This window comes from Planococcus sp. TJ-307, from assembly GCF_058268435.1.
Genome location: NZ_JBZDOJ010000005.1, coordinates 148,881 through 169,003 on the forward strand (window position 1 = coordinate 148,881; position 20,123 = coordinate 169,003).

The window sequence follows — 20,123 nt, forward strand, 5'->3', positions numbered from 1 at the left end:
AAATCACAGTTTGGAGTGTTCCAATGAAAAGAAATTTGCCTTTTGTCATTTCAGTAGCGGGTGTATCAGGTGGAGGGAAAACAACGATCACTTCCCAACTGACAAAGCTCTTTAACAATGCTAAAGCCCTTCATTTTGATGATTATACCTTTGAAGGTCCAGAAGATATTTTGAAATGGGTCGATGATGGAGCTGATTCCAATGAGTGGAATTTAACACCACTCCTAAATGATCTTCGGAATTTCTTGAAGGAACCCCTTGATTATATTATTTTGGATTTTCCTTTCGCCTATCAGCATGACGAGATGAGTAGTTTCATCGATCTAGCTGTATTTATTGATACTCCTTTGGACATTGCATTAGCACGCCGGATACAAAGAGACTTTACAGAAAGTTCAGTTGCTGAAATTCTGCTTCAACTGGAGCATTATACGGATAACGGGAGACGTGCTTATCTAGAAATGCTCCACACGGTAAAACCAGATTCTGATGTAGTGTTAGATGGATCATTGTCAATTAAAGCTATCACAAACCAACTACTCAAGTGGGTAGGTGAATGCAATAACAACTGATCACCTAACAATTCGAAAAATGTCCCATAACGATTACAAAATTATGGCCCAGTGGTTAAGCACACCAGAAGTTTTGGAATTCTATGGAGACGTAAATGCTCCTTTTACCTTGGAACAAGTGCAATGCAAATACGAACCGAGAATAACTGGGGATGTTCCGGTTTATCCATATATAGTAGAACTGGCTGAGACACCGATAGGGTTTATTCAATACTATCGATTAACTAGAGAAGTGCAAAAAGAATTTGGTTATTAAGACGCTCTACAAGTTTACGGCATCGATCTGTTTATCGGAGCTGTACAATACCATAACCAAGGCATCGGTACGCTTATGGTTACCAAATTTCTAACGAACTTAAATCAACAGACTAAAATTGATGCCATCGTTTTAGATCCTGCTGTTTCCAATGAGAGAGCCATTCGGTGCTATGAAAAATGCGGATTTGTTAAAGTGAAAAAAGTGAATGACGGAACGAGCTGGTTAATGGAACTAAATACGAGGAGCGTCGTAAATGAAGCTGCTAAAAGCGGAAATGGATAAAGAGATAGCACAAGAAATTTTGAATTGGCGATATGATGCGCCTTATCACTTTTATAACAATGAGCCTTCTGCCCAAGAGTTGGCAGAGCTGTTAAATGGAACTTACTTCGCCGTAGTAGATGAAAAAGAAGAAACGGTCGGTTTTTTCTGTGTGGCTGACAGTGCACAAGTACCTTCCGGAAAGCTCTGTGGTGTCTATGATGAAGAATGTATTGATATGGGGTTAGGAATGGTCCCAAAGTTGTTAGGCAAAGGACATGGGAAGAAATTTGGTTTGTTTGTACTCCATTCTATAGTAGAAACTCACCCCAACTTACCGGTTCGTCTGACTGTGGCCATCTTCAACAAGCGTGCCATTCACCTGTATAAAAAGCTGGGATTTGTTTTAGACAAACGCTTTAGCAGCACGGCTAATGTCGAATTTATTACTATGGTGAAAAAGTATTAGTTAAGATAAGTTAGTTGCCATGTGCTGTGCTTAGGGAATTAAGCAATCTATCGTTCGTACGAGAATAGCGTGAATCCAATTAGCTTAATTCTTTGCATAGCGACTGCTTAAGCCAATGGATTCAAATTTATGGTTGAGCAGCTTCGTAAATGAGCGTTTAGAAGATTATTTAAGTCTAAACTGCAAAAACCTAACAGAAAAAGAATCTTTATTTTTGGAGGAACACAATAGTATTTATTTAGATTAGCATTGCCATAACCATTAATCCTCTACTAAGGTTGACCAGTTAAAACCTTCCTGCAGATCAACTAAGTTGCTATTTTCCTTTGCTTCGAAAGGTCCTTCGATGGTTTATGTTTTTACAGTCCGCCTGGATATGCTACAATTACGGACATTATGTTCGAAGGGAGAACACACATATGATTAAAAAATGGTTTTTGACAATAGCACTTGGAGGATCCATGTTAGCACTTGCTGCTTGTGGTGATGATACGGCAGAAGAAACGACTGGTGAAGAGACACCGCAAGAGGAAGTTGCAACAGATGAGGAAGCAGCAGGTGAAGAAGGCGAAACTGCAGAACAGCCGGAAATGCCGGAACCTGATTTGGAAGGCGTTCCTGATGTAGTTGCAGAAGTAAATGGCGAAGAAATTGAGAAAGCGGAATTTGAATCCGCATATACAGGACAATTCCAACAGATGGCCATGCAAGCACAAATGACCGGACAGGAAGTTGACCAGGCTCAGTTGAAAGAGCAGCTTGTGGAAAGCATGGTAGCTCAGGAACTGCTCGTGCAGGAAACTGAAAACCGGGAAATTGAAGCATCAGAAGAGCAAGTAACGACTGCGTTGCAAGAACTGTCTGAGCAAAATGGACTTGAGTCTTCTGAAGAGTTTTTAGCAGCTCTTGAAGAGCAGGGGATTTCTGAAGATGAAGTTATGGAGCAAGTAGCTGCTCAAGTGAAAGTTGACCAATTGATTGCAGAAGAAGCCGGCGACATTAATCCAACGGACGAAGAACTGCAAACCTTTTACGATGAAGCACAGGCTGAACAAGAAGAAGCTGGCGGCGAGGAACTTCCAGCATTCGAAGAAGTAAAACCTGAACTGGAAGAACAAGTTAGGTTGCAAAATGAAAACGAAGCTGTCCAAGCATTAGTGGCGCAACTCCGTGAAGAAGCAGATGTTACAATTAACCTGTAATATAAAAAACCAGATCCTTCAAGGGTCTGGTTTTTTTATGCGACTCCAAAGCAAAAGAACCGCTCTATTCCCGAGTTTGAGTCATAAAACTATGTAAAAATCCTCTTATCAACTTCTGAAGACGTTCATTTACAAATAAAAAATAAAAGCATAAAAGTGCAACTTTGTTTATATTAATAGTAATTTGAGAGTCTTAAACTAGATATAATTGAAGTTTGGTAAATATTCAGTAAAAAATTGAGGAGTGCCTATATGAAGCGATCTTATTGCACAAGCTTTTTCGAAGAATGACAGATTCATTCATTTTAAACAAAAATCATATAAAATTTTAGAGTTTTCAATAAAATTATATTTGTATATTTAGAGCTAGTTTCTACGGTCAGTGGGTTTGACAGGATAGGAAATATTGCGTATCCTTTACACTTGTGATAAGGAGAAACTTCAGTCAGTGGAGTTCTTCATCTGCCGCTGGTTTTTAGTTGATCAAATTCGGTCTTTAACGGTCAGGGGGCTCCCGCTGCAAAAGCGGGGGCCTTACTGACCGTTCGAGCGGAATAAAAAACAGAAAAAGGAGAGGTACTATATGAAAAAAGTAACCAATGTTTTTTGGATTGCTCTTGCACTCGTATTATTAGCCATTGGCTACGGCGCATTTGCACCTGATAATTTTGCAGAAGTTACCGGGAATATAGAATCATTCCTGACAACTTCGTTCGGATGGTATTATTTATTGATTGTTTCCATCATGGTTTTATTCTGCCTGTTTTTTGTCATCAGTCCGATGGGACAGATCAAATTGGGCAAAGACACAGACAAGCCCGAGTTTACATTCGGGACATGGATCGCTATGCTGTTTTCAGCAGGAATGGGGATTGGTCTTGTGTTCTGGGGAGCCGCAGAGCCGCTGTCGCATTTTGCGATTGATCCGGCAACTGCTGAACCTGGAAGCGCTGAAGCAATGCGCGAATCAATGCGTTTCAGCTTTTTCCACTGGGGAATTCATGCGTGGGCAATTTACGCTGTAGTAGCGTTGGCACTCGCTTACTCCCAGTTCCGAAAAGGGGAACCTGGATTGGTATCCGCGACATTAAAACCGTTGTTCGGAGACAAAATGAAAGGACCTTGGGGAACGCTTGTAGACGTTATCGCTGTTTTTGCGACAGTTGTGGGTGTTGCAACGACTCTAGGGTTTGGCGCTATTCAAATCAACGGAGGTTTGGCGTTCTTATTTGATGGAATTCCAGGAGACAACTTTGCTGTTCAATTGGTTATTATTGCAATTGTAACGGTCTTGTTCATGTTCTCAGCTTGGACTGGATTAAGCAAAGGGATCAAGTATCTTTCCAATACCAATATGGTACTGGCCGTCCTATTGCTTATTGCAATCATCATCTTAGGACCAACCTTGTTAATCATGAACATGTTTACCGATACAATCGGGACGTATTTCCAGAACTTGGTGCAAATGAGTTTCCGTGCAGGTCCTATTGATGGCGAAAATCGCGCCTGGATCGACGGCTGGACGATTTTCTACTGGGCATGGTGGATTTCATGGTCTCCATTCGTTGGTATATTCATTGCCCGTGTTTCAAAAGGGCGGACGATTCGCCAATTTTTACTAGGCGTCTTGTTGATTCCGACGTTTATCAGTTTCCTGTGGTTCGCTGCTTTTGGTACGACAGCTATTGACGTACAAAACAGCGGTGTGGATCTGACAGGATTGCTGACAGAAGAAACGCTGTTTGCAGTATTTAATGAATTGCCGTTGGGTGTCTTGTTGTCAGTCATTGCGATTTTCCTGATTACAACATTCTTCGTCACTTCTGCCGATTCTGCAACATTCGTTCTTGGTATGCAGACAACAGGCGGGTCGTTGTATCCGCAAAATGCTGTGAAGTTGACGTGGGGTATTGCCCAATCGTCAATTGCTGTTATCTTGTTGTCAACAGGAGGACTCGGCACATTGCAGACCGTGCTGATCATTGCGGCATTCCCGTTCTCGATCATTATGCTGCTGATGATGGCTTCCTTCTACAAAGCGTTGAATCTCGAATACAAAGCCATAAAACGCAAACGTTAAAACCGCCGCTTCGGCGGTTTTTTCATTGGAAAAACGGTATAATGAATACCAGGCAACAACAAGATGGGAGATTTTAGCATGGAAAAACCACATGTATTATTAGTCGATGGGATGGCGCTCCTGTTCCGTTCGTTTTTCGCGACATCGGCAGTCGGCCAATATTTCCGGACGACCGAAGGCTTGGCGACGAATGGCGTGCAAGGATTTGCGAGACACGTACTGGCGGCCAAAACAATGATGAAGCCGACTCATATGGCAGTTTGCTGGGACATGGGAGCACGGACGTTCCGAACCGACTTGTTCGATGGTTATAAAGCGAACCGTCCGGCGCCACCGGAGGACATGGTGCATCAGTTTGATTTGGCCCAGTCGATTTCGGAGCAGCTTGGATGGAAAAATTACGGAGAAGCAGGGATTGAAGCCGATGATTTTATCGGTTCGTTCACTAAGCAATGGCAAGACCAGGTAGACTTTACCATTATTACAGGCGATAAAGACATGCTTCAGCTGCTGACGCCTTCGGTTAATATCGCGTTCATGAAAAAAGGATTTCATGTATACGATGTTTACACGGAAGCGCGCTTTGTCGAAGAATACGGCATACAGCCTGCCCAGTTTGCAGATGTGAAAGCGTTTATGGGCGACCCAAGCGACGGCTACCCTGGAGTGAAGGGGATTGGACCGAAGACTGCACTTCAACTGATCCAGAATTACGGTTCCACTGATGGCGTACTGGACGCACTTGACGAATTAAAGCCGGCACAGAAAAAGAAAATTGATGAGCATAAAGAGATGTTATTGCTATCAAAAAAACTGGCTGTCATTAAATGCGACATCCAGTTGGAGGTGCCTTTGGAGAAACTGGAGGTTTCTGCCTACACCCAAGAACATATTCAATTATGCCGCGACCAGCAATTGCTGCTGCTTGCCAAGCAATTGGAAAAGGATGTTGGCATCATTGCCGACCCATGGGCTTGATTTTTACAAAAGTCAGCACCTTTTGATTTTCTTTATACGAAACCGTCCGCATTTTGCTGGGGCGGTTTTTTTGTCCGTTGTCGTGAATATAAAGGAGAAGGTCATCCGTTTCTTGTTTGAAGCCAATTAGCGGCACCCAATGATAGCTGTAAGCGAATGTTGAAAACCAATGAAAGGTAAAATACCGATCAAATTTCATCGCAAGCGGCCGTCCTGCCAGCAGTTCTTCTTTTACTTCTTCGATGTTCCGAACTTTCTTTGCTTCGTAGCGGGTTCCCGCAACTTTATAAAAATTGCTGAGCAGCCGCCAAGTAAACAAACCGATGGGAGTTGCACCAAGAAGCCGGTAAAGCTGGTTGACGCCAACATTCAATTCTTCGTGAAACTGGAGAATGGCAGCGGCAGTTACCGGCCCACAGGCAGATGCCCGGTATTTTTTATAGATAGCCTCATCATGCTGGGACAGACCTTGAAAAGCGATCAGTTTTTTCACTGCGGCCACCTCCTGGATTAAAGAGCATCAACGTTTCGACAGCAATTGATCATTTTCAGTAAGCAATTGCGATAAGGCAATTCGGAAAGTGGTATACACTTCCAAGTCTACTTGAATTCCTGCATGAACGATTTCGCGTACAAACAGCGGATTGAATCCAGCGTATATCGCACGCAGCCCCATTAATCCGAGTGCAGAATTTAATTGGCTCAATTCACTTGCCAACCCGTTGTAATCAAATTCGGCAATGTCGTCAGTTGTCACGCCCGTAAAATCAAAAACAACCCGTTCGGTGTCGCGGTGTTTTTCCGCATAGTTCAAAACTTTGCTGCGGATCATATCAAAGCGGTCCTGAAAAATAAAACCGGCGATTGGCACCAAAATGGTTCTTGGAACAATTGATGGAATAATAGGTGCTGACATATTTTTGATCAGTTTTTCGTAATACACCACTTGTTCTTTTAACTCTTTTATTTCCTCTTGAGAATCCATTCATATACCTCCGGGGTAGTTAATAATTGGTTAGCTGCGTTGAGTGAGGATAAAGATGCACATTTCAAAATTTCAACAGCTTAACCAGAAAAACTCAATTCACTTATAGCGAAAAAAAGGAGTAGGCAGGAGCCTACTCGTTTTGGTTGTTCAAAAACTCAGTAACGGATTCGGGTGACTTGGCATTTGCGCTGTGCAGATGAGCTGTTTTTTCGCCGTTTTTAAAGATCAGCAAGCTCGGAATGCCCATAACGTCATATTTCTCAGCAAGGTCCGGCAGTTCGTCGCGGTTGACGTCGACCCACTGATATTGGTTGTATTCTTCAACGATTGGATCGATGAACATGTCCATGCGCGTACAATCTGGGCACCAGCCAGCCTGGAATTTTACGATGACCGGTTGTGTACCATTTATCATTTCATTGAATTGTTCGTTTGTAACGATTGATTTCATTTGTATTGCCTCCTTATAGGTTCTCTTTCAGTTTACCGTGCTTTGGCAAAATCGCAAAGAATTTGTTCCTGAAAAATTTGGGAGAATTTTAGCGATTAAATATTGCGAAAAAAGAAAAAATACCTTACACTAAAAGACATAGAGAACGTTCTATTTTTTTAATTAAAAAATGAATGAGGATTCATTCAAAAATTCAAGGAGGGTTTGCTAGTGGCTTACCAAATAAGAAAAGCGGCTGTAATCGGTTCAGGTGTTATGGGTTCTGGAATTGCAGCGCACCTTGCAAATATAGGAATTCCTGTATTATTGCTTGATATTGTTCCGCGCGAGTTGTCAAAAGAAGAACAGGCAAAAGGCTTGTCTCTTGAAGACAAAGCAGTGCGCAATCGAATTTCAAGTGGATCTATCCAAAAACTGCTCAAACAAAAACCAGCTCCATTAACAGCGAAAAAGAACCTTCAGTTAATCACTCCAGGAAATCTGGAAGACGATCTGGAAAAATTAAAAGACGTCGACTGGATTATTGAAGTAATTGTTGAAAATCTTGATATAAAGAAATCGCTATACGATAAAATTGATGGCGTCAGAAAAGACGGCTCCATCGTTTCTTCCAATACATCAGGCATCAGCATAAACGCAATGGTGGAAGGGCGCTCAGAAGATTTTGGCAAGCATTTCCTGGGAACTCATTTTTTCAATCCGCCACGCTATTTGAAACTGCTGGAAGTAATTCCTGCAAATACAACAGCTCCAGAAGTAGTAGAGTTTATGACGGCATTTGGAGAAGACCGGTTGGGCAAAGGGGTCGTTATTGCGAAAGATACACCGAACTTTATTGCTAACCGAATCGGCACGTATGGATTATTGGTGACATTGCGTGAAATGATCGGACGCGGCTATTCAATCGGAGAAGTAGACTCGGTAACTGGTCCATTGATTGGGCGTCCAAAATCAGCAACTTTCCGTACTTTGGACGTGGTTGGGCTGGATACGTTTATGCACGTAGCGAAAAATGTCTATGACCAAACTTCAGGTGAAGAACAGCAAGTGTTTAAAACACCGGAATTCATGGCGAAAATGGTTCAAAATGGTTGGCTCGGAGCCAAATCAGGACAAGGATTCTTCTTGAAAAAAGACAAAGAGATTTTAGAACTTGATCCAGATACCCTGGAATACCGTGCTGCTGGTAAATTGAAAACGCCTTCACAGGAAATGGCCAAGCAGCAAAAAGGTTTGGCTGCTAAAATGAAAACGCTTGTCTATGCAGAAGACCGGACAGGCGAGCTGCTTTGGAGCATCCTTGCTCCGACATTGCGCTATTCAGCCGAACTGACTGGAGAAATCGCAGACGACATTGTGGCAATCGACAACGCCATGAAATGGGGCTTTGGCTGGGAACAAGGGCCATTTGAAACATGGGATGCCATCGGCGTAGCCAAATCAGTCGAAAAAATGAAGCAGGAAGGCCATTCGGTTCCAGCATTTGTACAGGCTTTGCTCGACAGCGGAAACGAAACCTTCTATAAAGAAGAAAATGGCGATTTGCATTTCTTTGATGGGACGAGCTACCAGCCCGTTCCGGTGAATGAAAAAGTTATCGACTTAAAGCGCTATAAGAAAAAACACGGCGTGATCAAATCAAATTCCGGTGCAAGCCTGATTGATTTGGGCGATGGCATTGCTTTGCTGGAATTTCATTCCCGCTCCAATGCAATTGGCTTGGACATCATGCAAATGATCAATTTTGCAGTCGACGAAGTCGAGAAAAACTTCAAAGGGCTTGTCATCGGCAACCAAGGCAAGAACTTCTGCGTGGGCGCAAACCTGGGCATGATTTTGATGGAAGCACAAGACGACAATATTTTTGAACTGGATTTCACGATCAAGACTTTCCAAAATGCCATGATGAAGATCAAATACAGCAACAAACCAGTTGTCGCAGCGCCATTTGGCATGTCTCTTGGCGGCGGCGCAGAAGTCGCGCTGCCGGCAGCGCATATTCAAGCTTCGATGGAAACGTATATGGGACTTGTAGAAGCAGGTGTTGGGCTGATTCCTGGCGGCGGCGGAAACAAAGAATTGTACATGAAACAGCTGAAAGGCTTGCCGCACGGTGTAACCGTTGACTACCAAAACATCGCCAGCAAAGTGTTCGAATCGATTGCGATGGCCAAAGTATCCACTTCAGCTGAAGAAGCGCGTGAAAACAACTTCCTGAATTTTGTGGACGGCATCAGCGTCAACAGCGATCACTTGATTTACGACGCCAAACAGGCAGCTTTGTCACTTTATGAAAATGGCTACCAAGCGCCTTTGCGTGAAAAAGTTCCCGTTACCGGAGAACCGGGCTACGCGACTTTATTACTGGGAGCAGAAGGCATGTTCAGTTCCGGCTATATCAGCGAATACGATTTAAAAATCGCTAAAAAGTTGGCATTTGTTTTGTCTGGAGGAAAAGTTCCGTACGGCACGAAAGTGGATGAGCAATACCTACTGGACCTGGAGCGCCAGGCATTCTTAAGCCTTGTGGCTGAACCGAAAACACAGCAGCGCATGCAGCATATGCTGGTCAAAGGAAAACCGTTACGCAATTAATCGTTGATGATAAAAGGAGGAAATTTACATGCGTGAAGCAGTAATCGTGGCCAGTGCTCGAACACCGGTCGGAAAAGCGACAAGAGGTTCGTTGGCGACTGTACGTCCGGATGATTTCGGCGCATTGGTTGTCAGAGAAACGCTACAGCGGGCAGGCGGATACGATGGGCCAATAGATGATTTAATTATGGGCTGTGCCATGCCGGAAGCAGAGCAAGGCATGAACATCGCCCGCAATATCGGAGCACTTGCAGGATTGCCGGATACGGTATCAGCCGTTACCGTCAACCGCTTTTGTTCTTCAGGATTGCAGTCGATCGCTTATGCAGCAGAACGCATCATGGTTGGTTCAGCCGAAGCGATCATTGCAGGCGGTGTGGAATCAATGAGCATGGTGCCGATGATGGGCAACGTCATTCGCCCCAATGCAAAATTAGCGGAAACAGCACCTCAATACTATATGAGCATGGGTCACACGGCAGAGCAGGTGGCGACACAATACGGCATCAGCCGTGAAGACCAGGATGCATTTTCAGTCCGTTCGCACGAAAAAGCGGCAGCGGCTATTGCAGCCGGCAACTTTGACGAAGAAGTCGTTCCAGTCGAAGTAACCAAACGATATGTAGACGACCACAATAAATACCAGGAGAAATCCTTTATGTTCGAAATGGATGAAGGCGTCCGCCACGGCACCAGCATTCAAACTTTGAATAAATTGCGCTCGGCCTTCTCAGCACGCGGAACAGTTACAGCCGGAAACTCTTCGCAGACTTCAGATGGTGCCGGTGCGTTGCTGGTGATGGACCGTGAAAAAGCGGAAGCACTCGGGTTAAAGCCCATCGCTAAATTCCGTTCATTCGCAACAGGCGGCGTACCGCCGGAAGTTATGGGAATTGGTCCTGTCGTCGCTATTCCAAAAGCCTTAAAACTGGCTGGATTAACAATTGAAGACATTGATGTCTGGGAATTAAACGAAGCCTTCGCCTCGCAATCGCTGGGTGTCATCCGAGAACTGGGCTTGGATATCGACAAAGTCAACTTTAACGGAGGAGCCATTGCACTGGGCCATCCGCTGGGTGCGACAGGCTCCATCCTGACAATCCGCATGATGAGTGAATTAAAACGCCAAGGCAAACAGTTCGGCGTGGTCACGATGTGTATCGGTGGCGGAATGGGTGCAGCAGGCGTCTTTGAAATGTTGTAGAAATGAATTTGATAATTAAATTTTAAGTCAGATCTGGAAAAGTCGCAGCTTTCTATACATTCTTGTTAGTTTCGAACTGCACTCTAGTAGAGAGTGAAGAAATAGAAATTAGTTAGAGATGTGTTTTATTAGCGTCGGCGCGTCCAGGTAGGCGAAGCAAGGAGATAGGTGTACTTTACCTGGCTTCTTGCGGGAGTCATGCCCAAAGCGACCGAAGCGGATTAGAAGTGATCATTTAAGCTCAACTTAAACACATTCATAAAGCAATTAAAAAATAGGAGGAATACAAAATGGAACAATCAAAAACATTGATAAAAGGCGGTAGTTTTTTAATCGAAGACGCGGATCTGTCACGTGTGTTCACACCGGAAGATTTCACGGAAGAACAAAAAATGATCGCAAAATCTACGGAAGACTACGTGAATACCGAAGTCATGCCAGTCGTTGAAAACTTGGAGAACCATGAGTTTGAACACTCAGTTCGTCTATTGAAAACAGCTGGAGAACTTGGCCTTTTGGGTGCAGATGTACCGGAACAATACGGCGGCTTAGGCTTGGACAAAATCGCTTCAGCGTTGATTGCTGAGAAAATGTCTAAAGCAGGCGGCTTCTCAATCACTCACGGCGCACATGTCGGCATTGGATCATTGCCAATCGTTCTGTTCGGCAACGAAGAACAAAAGCAAAGCTACTTGCCTCGCTTAGCAACAGGTGAAATGATCGCAGCTTATGCATTGACTGAGCCAAGCTCAGGATCAGATGCACTTGGTGCGAAAACGGTAGCCAAACTGAACGAAGCAGGCACGCATTACGTCTTGAACGGCGAAAAGCAATGGATCACCAATGCTGGGTTTGCAGATGTCTTCGTAGTTTATGCAAAAATTGACGGCGACAAATTCTCGGCCTTTATTGTAGAACGCGAATATCCAGGTGTTTCTGTTGGACCGGAAGAAAAGAAAATGGGCATTAAGTCGTCTTCTACACGCACCTTGGTTTTGCAGGACGCAGAAGTTCCTGTGGAAAACCTATTGGGCGAAGCGGGACGCGGACACATTATTGCGTTTAACATCTTGAACATTGGTCGTTACAAATTGGGTGTCGGCACAATTGGTGCATCGAAACGCGCCATGGAATTGACAATTCCTTATACAAACCAGCGTCAGCAGTTCAAGACGCCGATTTCTTCCTTCAATTTGACGCGCGAGAAATTGGCAACGATGGCTTCTAAATTGTATGCTGTTGAAAGTTCTGTGTACCGCACAGTTGGGTTGTTCGAAGACCGCATGAGCGGATTTACGGATGAGCAGCAGGCAGACGGAAAATTAGTGGCTGACTCGATCGCTGAATTTGCAGTGGAGTGCTCACTGAATAAATTCTTTGGCACGGAAACCTTGGATTACATCGTCGATGAAGGTGTTCAATTACACGGAGGATACGGCTTTATGCAGGAATACGAAATCGAGCGCATTTACCGCGATTCACGCATCAACCGTATTTTTGAAGGCACCAATGAAATCAACCGCTTGCTAGTACCAGGAACATTGCTTCGTAAAGCGATGAAAGGCGAATTGCCGTTGTTGCAGCACGCACAGCAGCTTCAAGAAGAGCTGTTGATGATGATGCCAGAAGAAGTCGGCACAGAAGCGCTGGCCCAAGAAAAATACTTGGTGAAAAATGCTAAGAAGATCGCTTTGCTGGCGGCCGGTCTTGCCGCTCAGACTTACGGGACAAAACTGGAAGCGGAGCAGGAAGTTTTAGTCAACATCGCAGATATTGTCAGCAGCGTCTTTGCGATGGAGTCGGTCGTATTGCGTACAGAAAAAGCAATCGCTGCTTCAGGCGAAGAAAAGGCCAAGCAGAAACTATTGTATACGCAGATTTATTGCCAAGAAGCATTCGACCAGATCGAAAGAGATGCGAAAGAAACATTGATCGCAGCCATCGAAGGCGACAACCAACGTATGATGCTTTCTGCATTGCGTAAATTGACTCGTTCAACGCCTTACAATGTCATTGCGAAAAAACGCGAAGCGGCTGTCAAGCTGATCGATGTCGAAAAATACGTTGTGTAATAGCTTTCTCAATACAGGCTAACTCAGTAAATCTGGGTTGGCCTGTTTTTTTGTCGTCGACCGTTTGGGTTCTTTTTGGTAAGCTTGAAAAAAGGGGGTTCTAACTTGATTACCTATTATGCTTATCCAAAATGCACAACGTGCCGAAAAGCGAAAAGCTGGCTGGAAAAAAACGGTGTCGAATATAACGAAATTCACATTGCAGAAAATCCGCCAACAAAAGAACAATTGACAGAGATTTACCAGGCAAGCGGGGTGGAGTTGAAGAAATTTTTCAACACGAGCGGCTTGGTCTATCGTTCACTGAGCTTGAAAGACAAGCTGTCAGACATGACCGAAGAACAGCAGCTGGAATTATTGGCTTCAGACGGGATGCTGATCAAGCGTCCGCTTGCTTGGGACGGCAAACAGGTGACACTGGGCTTTAAAGAAGAGGACTACCGGACGAGCTGGTTATAAAGGCTGCGTCATCTTGTGTTTCACGGCTGTTTATGTCAAACTGAACATGAATGAACTACATAATTTGGAGGGGTCAAGATGAGCACACCAGCAGAACTTCGTTATTCAAAAGAACACGAATGGGTCAAAATCGAAGATGGCAATGCGCGTATCGGAATTACTCATTTCGCACAGGCTGAATTGGGAGATATCGTTTTTGTTGAGCTTCCGCAAGTTGGCGAAGAACTGAAAAAAGATCAGCCCTTCGGCAGCGTAGAATCTGTTAAAACGGTTTCGGAACTATACGCACCTATCAGCGGAAAAGTAGTTGAGGTCAACTCTGAGCTTGAAGACAGCCCGGAATTCGTCAACGAATCTCCTTACGAGCAAGCTTGGATGGTGGTTATCGAAGCCCCTTCTGAAGAAGAAGTCAACGAACTGATGACTGCAGACCAATACAAAGAAATGACAAACGAGTAAACTTTGGAAAGCGCCTATGCCTAGGCGCTTTTTTGTTTTTTTCTCCCCGAATAGAATTGGAAAAAATGCTGAAACGGCCCAAGGAAAGAAATAGGGTTCTATGGCGTCAAGGTGATATTCTTGAAACTATTGAATTAATTAGTATAGTTGAGTAATAGGACTTTTCTTATTCTATATTCGATGGGGTGAATGTTTATGGGAAAGGTGATTGTGGTGGAGGGAATCAGCGACAAGTCGAGGATTGCGCCGCTCATTGCAGAACCCGTGACGATTCTTTGCACAAATGGTACAGTAAGTGCATCGCGGCTTGAAGAATTATTATTGCCTTACGAAGATCAGGATATTATCATATTGGTGGATGCCGATTCTTCAGGAGAAAAGTTGCGGAAGTTAGTCAAACGTGAATTCCCGGAAGCCCGCCATTTCTATGTGAATCGCAGCTACAAGGAAGTTTCAACGACACCGCTTCGCATTTTGATGGATGTGCTGATTGCAGCGAATGTCCGGGTCAACAAGCTATTGATAGAGGGATGAAGAAGATGAAAGAATGGACACATAAAGAATGGATCAAAGAAAAAAACACAAAACGGACCACTGCGTTTTATTTATATACGCCGATGTGCGGGACTTGCCAGGTCGCTTCAAAGATGTTGACAGTCGTCACAGAACTGCTGCCGGATCTTGAAATCGGCAAAGCCAACTTGAATTATGTCCAAGAAATTGCAGGCTTATACCAAGTGGAAAGTGTGCCGTGCCTGCTAATTACGGAGAATGGCAAAATTGAGGAAAAGATTTATGCTTTCCATTCGGTCCCATATTTATATGATAAGTTGAAATCTGTTGACGAATTTAGCACGTCATGGTAAATTGAGATTCTGATAAAATAATTTCATATCAAAACTCTTATTAAGAGTGGTGGAGGGAAGTGCCCTATGAAGCCCGGCAACCGTCATGAAAATGAAATGGTGCCAAATCACACGAAGCGAAAGCTTTGGAAGATGAGAGATTGGTTTCCGTATAATATACGTTTGCCCTTCTGCTCAGTTCTGCGCGGAAGGGTTTTTTATTTTTAGAATCTAGGGGTGTTCAAGAGATGATTGAGTTAAAAAAAGTAACGAAAAAATTCGATACAGGCAAAGCAGTTCTTACAGCTGTTGACGGAGTCGATTTATCCATTTCCGATGGTGAAATCTTCGGCATTATCGGGTACAGCGGAGCTGGTAAAAGTACGTTGATCCGGTTGTTGAACGGTTTGGAAAAACCAACTTCAGGAACAGTCGAAATTAACGGGCAGACGATCACAGCGATTAAAGGTGGAGAATTGCGCAAGGCCCGCCAAAAAGTCAGCATGATTTTCCAGCATTTCAACTTGTTATGGTCTCGAACAGTAAGAGAGAATATCGAGTTCCCGCTCGAGATTGCCGGAGTGGCAAAAGCACAGCGGGGCAACCGAGTTCAAGAGTTGATCGAACTGGTTGGATTGACTGGCCGTGAAAACGCGTATCCATCGGAACTTTCAGGCGGACAGAAACAGCGCGTCGGCATTGCCCGGGCACTGGCGAATGATCCGGAAGTCTTGTTGTGTGACGAAGCAACATCTGCACTCGATCCAGAAACAACCGATGCCATCCTGGATCTGCTGGTGGACATCAACAAACGATTGGGTTTGACCATTGTGTTAATCACTCATGAAATGCATGTAATCCGCAAGATTTGCCATCGTGTGGCGGTCATGGAAGGCGGCCGGGTGGTTGAACTTGGCGATGTTCTGAATGTTTTCCAATCGCCGAAAGAAGAAATCACGAAACGTTTTGTGGCACAGGTTACCGATTCCGGTGATTCGCACGAAACCATCAAAAATCTTCGGGAATTGTATCCGACAGGCGAGTTGGTAAAATTGGTCTTTGTTGGAGACCAAACTGAACAGCCGATTCTGACAAAGTTGATCCGCAGCCATGCAGTGGAAGTCAACATTGTTCAAGGCAATATCTCGCACACACAGCGCGGGGCATATGGAACGTTGATCCTGCAATTGAAAGGTTCAGCAGCAGAAATTGAAGAAGCACTGGCATTCCTTCGGTTAGAAGATGTCCAAGCGGAGGTGATGCACAATGATTGAATCATTATTCCCGAACGTCGATTGGGACAATATGTGGGAAGCCACTATTGAAACACTTTACATGACGGCATTGTCCACAGTATTTACATTTGTTATTGGATTGGCTCTTGGTATTTTGCTGTTTTTGACAGCGCCAAAGCAATTATGGGCAAACAAAGTCGTCAACTGGCTGACAGGGGCATTCGTGAATATTTTCCGCTCGATTCCCTTTATCATCCTGATTATCTTATTGATTCCGTTTACGTTATTCTTGATGGGCTCTATTCGTGGACCCAACGCTGCATTGCCGGCATTGATCATCGGATCAGCTCCATTTTATGCACGCATGGTGCTGATTGCCTTGAAAGAAATTGATAAAGGGGTCATCGAAGCTGCCCGTTCTATGGGCGCGACAACCGGCACCATCATTTGGAAAGTCCTGTTGCCTGAATCGAAACCGGCTTTAATTTCCGGAATCACGGTGACGGCCATTGCATTAGTCGGTTACACGGCAATGGCTGGCATCATTGGCGCAGGCGGCCTTGGGACTTTGGCTTTCTTGGACGGGTTCCAGCGCAGCCGGGAAGATGTCACGTTAATGGCAACGATCTTAATTTTGATCATCGTCTTCGTTATTCAATTTATAGGTGATTGGGTGACAACTAAGTCAGACAAACGATAGCAGCGGATTTTCCGTACTATATAAAAACACATGAAAAGGGAGAGAGTCAGATGAAGAAATTTGTAGCAGGAACAGCACTAACAGCTTTAGTACTCGCAGGATGCGGAAATGGCGGGGCAAGCGAAGAAGAAGAATCGAGCACATTGCGCGTTGGCGCTTCGAACGTGCCCCACGCTGAAATTTTAGAACAGGCACAACCGATTCTAGAAGAGCAGGGCATTGAACTTGAAATTGAAACATACCAGGATTACATCCTGCCAAATGAAGATTTAGAGTCTGGTGAAATCGACGCCAACTATTTCCAACACATTCCTTACCTAGAGTCGCAAGTAGCGGATCATGGCTACGAATTTGAAAACGCAGGCAGCATTCACATCGAGCCAATCGGTGTTTACTCTCAGGATCACGCTTCACTTGATGAACTGCCTGAAGGTGGAACGATTTTGATGAGCAACTCGGTTGCTGATCACGGCCGCATTCTTTCTATGCTTGAAGCTGAAGGCTTGATTACATTGGCTGAAGGTGTAGAAAAAACAGCTGCTGAAGTAAGCGACGTTGTTGAAAACCCGAAAGATCTTCAATTTGATGCCAACTACGAAGCGGCATTGTTGGTTCAAATGTATGAAGCAGGTGAAGGCGATGCAGTTCTAATCAACTCGAACTATGCAATTGATGCAGGCATTAGCCCAATGGAAGATTCCATTGCACTTGAGTCTTCAGATTCTCCATATGCCAACATTATTGCAGTGCGCGCTGGCGATGAAGAAAACGAAAACATTGAAGCATTAGTGGAAGTGTTAACTTCACAAGAAATTAAAGATTTCATTTTGGAAGAATGGGGCGGCTCAGTCGTACCAGTCGAATAATCCTGTAAAAAAGCATCCTTCAGCGGATGCTTTTTTATTTTGTTTAAATAATAACAATATTTCGCGTTTTCCTATATGGCTGTCATTCTTAAAAGGTCTGTGCTACTTTTGAATAATATAAAATAAGCATTTGTTCATATGAGGAGGACATTTTGATGAAATTCAATTTTAGTTTGCTGCCACGTATTGTCGTGGCAATTGTGTTGGGGGTTCTCATTGGATTGGTTGCGCCAGAATGGATGGTGCGGGTATTCGCAACGTTTACCACGATTTTTGGTAACTTTCTAAACTTTATTGTACCGTTGATTATTCTCGGCTTTATTGCTCCGGGAATTGCAAAATTGGGCAAAGGTTCAGGCAAGCTTTTGGGTGTAGCCACCGGGGTTGCCTATGCATCTACCGTAACAGCGGGGATTTTAGCGTTTTTTGCAGCAACCACGGTTTTGCCCAATGTTATGCGGGAAGGCTCTTTAAGCAGCTTGGAAGATCCGGAGCATGCATTAGCAGCGACATTTATTGCCCTTGATATGCCACCTGTTTTTGGCGTTATGTCAGCATTGATCCTGGCGTTCTTGCTCGGCATCGGCATGGCATCGACAGGAAGCAAGACCATGACCTCATTTTTTGATGAATTCCAAGCAATTATTGAGAAGACGATTTCTTACGTGATTATTCCTTTGTTGCCGTTCCACATCTTTGGTATTTTTGCCAATATGGCCTATGGCGGGGCAGTATTTGAAATCTTATCGTTGTTCGCAATTGTCTTTTTAATGATTTTGATCCTTCACTGGACCATGCTGTTGCTTCAGTATTCATCAGCTGGCGCATTAAAAGGGAAAAATCCTTTTGGAATCTTAAAAACGATGATGCCGGCATATTTCACGGCACTTGGTACGCAGTCTTCTGCAGCAACCATTCCGGTCACTTTGCGCCAATCCCGTAAATCGGGAGTTAATGAACGGGTGGCAGACTTTACCGTTCCTTTGTTTGCAACCATTCATCTATCCGGCAGTACCATCACCCTGGTATCATGTGCGATAGGTGTAGTATTGTTGACAGGCGGAGTCCCGACCTTTGGCGATTTCTTCCCGTTCATTTTAATGCTGGGTGTAACAATGATCGCTGCACCCGGAGTTCCAGGCGGTGCGGTTATGGCAGCGATTGGTTTACTGGAAGTTATGCTTGGGTTTGATGCCACAATGGTTGCCTTGATGATTGCCCTTTACATGGCACAGGACAGCTTCGGTACTGCAGCAAACGTCACGGGTGACGGAGCTTTAGCGCATATTGTCGACCGTTTCACAAATGGCCGGAAAAGTTTGGAATAATTGATTGATTCGACCAATTACAACTATTTCAAAAGGTCTATTCTATTGGTAATTTCTGTGCTACTATAGCAAAGATATTACACAGTAGGGGGAAAACATCATGAAGAAATTATGGGCAATTGGTTTATCAGCAGCAGTTTTATTGACGGCTTGCGGAGAAGAAGAAGCGACGACAACAGAACCGGCAGAAGAAACAGCAGGTGCTGAAACTTCGGAAGGCAACCAAGATGTAAAGCAGGAATTGATGAAATTTTACATGTCCATTCCGAATACGATCAATGCTGTAGATGGTGACTTGAATGCATTCGAAATGAGCCAGGCAGAAGAAACATTGCCAGAAGGCGACGAATTGCAGACCATGAAAGACGCAGCCATCGCTTCTGCTGAAGAAGCAGCTAGTGCAGTAGAAACAATTGAAATTCCTGCAGCATTAGAGGAGCACAAAGAATCGATCGAATCCGCATTTACTGCAATGCATGAATCTTACGAAATGAAAGCGGAAGAATTGACGAAAGATGCATCATTTGAAGCAGCTAACGAAAAATTCCTAGAAGCAGACGATATGTTAAATGAATTGCTTGTTGAGCAAGACTTAGCGGCATCAAGCATTTACAATGAAGTCTCACAATAAATAAAGCGGAGCCCTGGCGAGAAATCGCCAGGGCTTTCAATTTTTACTATACTTTTAAAAGTTTAGTAGAAGCATGCAAAAAGGAAATTTCGATGAAGACAGAATATAAGACAAAAGTTCTGTTTTCAGATTAATTAGACTATTGGAGTGTTTATTTGATATTTTTCGGGGTATACTAATAAAGGTATTCTTAAAACCAACAGATTGAAAGGAATGGTTCATTATCGATTCGCAAGGTATTGAAAAGACGGAGAAAATGGAACAGGCATTCAGAAACGCACATGGTTTCGGAATTGACGAGTATCAAAATGACCCTGACAAAATACTGGAAGTCGAACAGCGCCGTGAGCAGGATTATCAGCTAGGCCAAAAAGTAGCCAGCCAAATCGAACGGCAGATTCACCGAGACTAATCATATAAAAAGCAAACCAGCATCTATAGATGTTGGTTTTTTTATTGATATAAATTC

21 protein-coding genes, 1 pseudogene and 1 riboswitch are annotated in these 20,123 nt (G+C 44.0%); of the genes and pseudogenes, 19 read left to right on the forward strand and 3 right to left on the reverse strand.

Annotated features, from left to right (window positions below; all coding sequences use genetic code 11):
- Nucleotides 1-23 precede the first annotated feature (23 nt).
- From AC4EHK_RS16760 to AC4EHK_RS16785, 6 genes and pseudogenes are all read left to right on the forward strand, one after another.
- Complete coding sequence (locus AC4EHK_RS16760) at nt 24-572, forward strand: nucleoside/nucleotide kinase family protein (RefSeq protein ID WP_490979908.1); 549 nt, start codon at nt 24-26, stop codon at nt 570-572.
- Nucleotides 553-1,113 (forward strand): annotated as a pseudogene (locus tag AC4EHK_RS16765) (GNAT family N-acetyltransferase). Before AC4EHK_RS16760 ends, AC4EHK_RS16765 begins: the two are co-directional and overlap by 20 nt.
- Nucleotides 1,085-1,561 (forward strand): GNAT family N-acetyltransferase, encoded by a 477-nt coding sequence (locus AC4EHK_RS16770; RefSeq protein ID WP_490979909.1) that lies wholly within the window; start codon nt 1,085-1,087, stop codon nt 1,559-1,561. The pseudogene AC4EHK_RS16765 and the gene AC4EHK_RS16770 overlap by 29 nt, the downstream one beginning before the upstream one ends.
- Nucleotides 1,562-1,980: 419 nt before the next feature.
- Nucleotides 1,981-2,763, forward strand: a complete 783-nt coding sequence (locus AC4EHK_RS16775; RefSeq protein ID WP_490979910.1) for a SurA N-terminal domain-containing protein — start codon at nt 1,981-1,983, stop codon at nt 2,761-2,763.
- A 583-nt stretch (nt 2,764-3,346) separates the two neighbouring features.
- Complete coding sequence (locus AC4EHK_RS16780) at nt 3,347-4,843, forward strand: glycine betaine uptake BCCT transporter (RefSeq protein WP_490979911.1); 1,497 nt, start codon at nt 3,347-3,349, stop codon at nt 4,841-4,843.
- A 78-nt stretch (nt 4,844-4,921) separates the two neighbouring features.
- Nucleotides 4,922-5,821 carry a 5'-3' exonuclease gene (locus AC4EHK_RS16785; protein WP_490979912.1) on the forward strand — a complete coding sequence of 300 codons (900 nt, stop codon included), beginning with the start codon at nt 4,922-4,924 and terminating at the stop codon, nt 5,819-5,821.
- Here AC4EHK_RS16785 and AC4EHK_RS16790 read toward each other — a convergent pair.
- The 3 genes from AC4EHK_RS16790 to AC4EHK_RS16800 all read right to left on the reverse strand — a co-directional run bounded on the left by AC4EHK_RS16790 (nt 5,799) and on the right by AC4EHK_RS16800 (nt 7,260).
- Entirely contained in the window at nt 5,799-6,314 is a 516-nt protein-coding gene (locus tag AC4EHK_RS16790; RefSeq protein ID WP_490979913.1) for a C39 family peptidase, read from the reverse strand. The genes AC4EHK_RS16785 and AC4EHK_RS16790 overlap by 23 nt on opposite strands.
- 27 nt (nt 6,315-6,341) lie before the next feature.
- A complete protein-coding gene (locus AC4EHK_RS16795; protein WP_490979914.1) occupies nt 6,342-6,806 on the reverse strand; it encodes an STAS domain-containing protein in 465 nt (154 codons plus the stop codon).
- A gap of 133 nt (nt 6,807-6,939) precedes the next feature.
- Nucleotides 6,940-7,260: a thioredoxin family protein gene (locus tag AC4EHK_RS16800; protein WP_490979915.1), complete on the reverse strand. Its 321-nt coding sequence runs from the start codon at nt 7,258-7,260 to the stop codon at nt 6,940-6,942.
- A gap of 210 nt (nt 7,261-7,470) precedes the next feature.
- Between AC4EHK_RS16800 and AC4EHK_RS16805 the strand changes: the two genes are divergently transcribed.
- The 13 genes from AC4EHK_RS16805 (at nt 7,471) to AC4EHK_RS16865 (ending at nt 20,066) form a co-directional block, all read left to right on the forward strand.
- On the forward strand, nt 7,471-9,855 hold the full coding sequence (locus AC4EHK_RS16805) for a 3-hydroxyacyl-CoA dehydrogenase/enoyl-CoA hydratase family protein (RefSeq protein WP_490979916.1): 2,385 nt from the start codon (nt 7,471-7,473) through the stop codon (nt 9,853-9,855).
- Nucleotides 9,856-9,883: 28 nt separating this feature from the next.
- Entirely contained in the window at nt 9,884-11,059 is a 1,176-nt protein-coding gene (locus tag AC4EHK_RS16810) for an acetyl-CoA C-acetyltransferase (RefSeq protein ID WP_490979917.1), read from the forward strand.
- A gap of 290 nt (nt 11,060-11,349) precedes the next feature.
- Entirely contained in the window at nt 11,350-13,131 is a 1,782-nt protein-coding gene (locus AC4EHK_RS16815) for an acyl-CoA dehydrogenase FadE (protein ID WP_490979918.1), read from the forward strand.
- A 105-nt stretch (nt 13,132-13,236) separates the two neighbouring features.
- Nucleotides 13,237-13,590 carry an arsenate reductase family protein gene (locus AC4EHK_RS16820; RefSeq protein ID WP_490979919.1) on the forward strand — a complete coding sequence of 118 codons (354 nt, stop codon included), beginning with the start codon at nt 13,237-13,239 and terminating at the stop codon, nt 13,588-13,590.
- A 78-nt stretch (nt 13,591-13,668) separates the two neighbouring features.
- On the forward strand, nt 13,669-14,049 hold the full coding sequence (gene gcvH / locus AC4EHK_RS16825) for a glycine cleavage system protein GcvH (protein WP_490979920.1): 381 nt from the start codon (nt 13,669-13,671) through the stop codon (nt 14,047-14,049).
- Between the two features lie 195 nt (nt 14,050-14,244).
- Complete coding sequence (locus AC4EHK_RS16830) at nt 14,245-14,583, forward strand: toprim domain-containing protein (RefSeq protein WP_490979921.1); 339 nt, start codon at nt 14,245-14,247, stop codon at nt 14,581-14,583.
- 5 nt (nt 14,584-14,588) lie between these two features.
- Nucleotides 14,589-14,915, forward strand: a complete 327-nt coding sequence (locus AC4EHK_RS16835; protein WP_490979922.1) for a thioredoxin family protein — start codon at nt 14,589-14,591, stop codon at nt 14,913-14,915.
- A gap of 34 nt (nt 14,916-14,949) precedes the next feature.
- A riboswitch (SAM riboswitch) is annotated at nt 14,950-15,054 on the forward strand.
- An 88-nt stretch (nt 15,055-15,142) separates the two neighbouring features.
- Nucleotides 15,143-16,168, forward strand: coding sequence for a methionine ABC transporter ATP-binding protein (locus AC4EHK_RS16840; RefSeq protein WP_490979923.1), 1,026 nt, complete (start codon nt 15,143-15,145; stop codon nt 16,166-16,168).
- Complete coding sequence (locus tag AC4EHK_RS16845; RefSeq protein WP_490979924.1) at nt 16,161-16,829, forward strand: methionine ABC transporter permease; 669 nt, start codon at nt 16,161-16,163, stop codon at nt 16,827-16,829. Before AC4EHK_RS16840 ends, AC4EHK_RS16845 begins: the two co-directional genes overlap by 8 nt.
- 50 nt (nt 16,830-16,879) lie before the next feature.
- Nucleotides 16,880-17,695 carry a MetQ/NlpA family ABC transporter substrate-binding protein gene (locus AC4EHK_RS16850; RefSeq protein ID WP_490979925.1) on the forward strand — a complete coding sequence of 272 codons (816 nt, stop codon included), beginning with the start codon at nt 16,880-16,882 and terminating at the stop codon, nt 17,693-17,695.
- A 155-nt stretch (nt 17,696-17,850) separates the two neighbouring features.
- Nucleotides 17,851-19,023 (forward strand): dicarboxylate/amino acid:cation symporter, encoded by a 1,173-nt coding sequence (locus tag AC4EHK_RS16855; RefSeq protein WP_490979926.1) that lies wholly within the window; start codon nt 17,851-17,853, stop codon nt 19,021-19,023.
- A 100-nt stretch (nt 19,024-19,123) separates the two neighbouring features.
- Nucleotides 19,124-19,654, forward strand: coding sequence for a hypothetical protein (locus AC4EHK_RS16860; RefSeq protein ID WP_490979927.1), 531 nt, complete (start codon nt 19,124-19,126; stop codon nt 19,652-19,654).
- 256 nt (nt 19,655-19,910) lie between these two features.
- Entirely contained in the window at nt 19,911-20,066 is a 156-nt protein-coding gene (locus tag AC4EHK_RS16865; protein ID WP_185960086.1) for a YuzK family famiily protein, read from the forward strand.
- Nucleotides 20,067-20,123: the final 57 nt, after the last annotated feature.